Consider the following 1416-nt stretch of genomic DNA (forward strand, 5'->3'; position numbering starts at 1 on the left):
ACACAGTGGACGCGAGCAACTGAGGACAAGCCCTCGGCCTATTAGTACCAGTCACCTCCAGCGGTTACCCGCCTTCCAGATCTGGCCTATCAACCCAGTCGTCTACTGGGAGCCTTAACCCCTCAAGGGGGTGGGAATACTCATCTCGAAGCAGGCTTCCCGCTTAGATGCTTTCAGCGGTTATCCCTCCCGAACGTAGCCAACCAGCCATGCCCTTGGCAGGACAACTGGCACACCAGAGGTTCGTCCGTCCCGGTCCTCTCGTACTAGGGACAGCCCTTCTCAATATTCCTACGCGCACAGCGGATAGGGACCGAACTGTCTCACGACGTTCTAAACCCAGCTCGCGTACCGCTTTAATGGGCGAACAGCCCAACCCTTGGGACCGACTCCAGCCCCAGGATGCGACGAGCCGACATCGAGGTGCCAAACCATCCCGTCGATATGGACTCTTGGGGAAGATCAGCCTGTTATCCCCGGGGTACCTTTTATCCGTTGAGCGACGGCGCTTCCACAAGCCACCGCCGGATCACTAGTCCCGACTTTCGTCCCTGCTCGACCCGTCGGTCTCACAGTCAAGCTCCCTTGTGCACTTACACTCAACACCTGATTACCAACCAGGCTGAGGGAACCTTTGGGCGCCTCCGTTACTCTTTAGGAGGCAACCGCCCCAGTTAAACTACCCATCAGACACTGTCCCTGATCCGGATCACGGACCCAGGTTAGACATCCAGCACGACCAGACTGGTATTTCAACGACGACTCCACCATGGCTGGCGCCATGACTTCAAAGTCTCCCAGCTATCCTACACAAGCCGAACCGAACACCAATATCAAACTGTAGTAAAGGTCCCGGGGTCTTTCCGTCCTGCTGCGCGAAACGAGCATCTTTACTCGTAGTGCAATTTCACCGGGCCTATGGTTGAGACAGTCGAGAAGTCGTTACGCCATTCGTGCAGGTCGGAACTTACCCGACAAGGAATTTCGCTACCTTAGGATGGTTATAGTTACCACCGCCGTTTACTGGCGCTTAAGTTCTCAGCTTCGCCACCCCGAAGAGTGACTAACCGGTCCCCTTAACGTTCCAGCACCGGGCAGGCGTCAGTCCGTATACATCGCCTTACGGCTTCGCACGGACCTGTGTTTTTAGTAAACAGTCGCTTCTCGCTGGTCTCTGCGGCCACCCCCAGCTCACCGAGTAAATCGGATCACCAGTGATGGCCCCCCTTCTCCCGAAGTTACGGGGGCATTTTGCCGAGTTCCTTAACCATAGTTCACCCGAACGCCTCGGTATTCTCTACCTGACCACCTGAGTCGGTTTAGGGTACGGGCCGCCATGAAACTCGCTAGAGGCTTTTCTCGACAGCATAGGATCATCCACTTCACCACAATCGGCTCGGCATCAGGTCTCAGCCT

At 56.1% G+C, this 1416-nt stretch carries 1 rRNA gene (only partly in view); it reads right to left on the reverse strand.

Features of this window, described 5'->3' with window-relative positions:
- Nucleotides 1-21 precede the first annotated feature (21 nt).
- Nucleotides 22-1416 (reverse strand): 23S ribosomal RNA (locus tag ACIRCZ_RS20505); it runs 1796 nt beyond the window's last position.

It is taken from the genome of Leifsonia sp. NPDC102414 (assembly GCF_044765685.1).
In the GTDB taxonomy this organism is placed as follows: domain Bacteria; phylum Actinomycetota; class Actinomycetes; order Actinomycetales; family Microbacteriaceae; genus Leifsonia.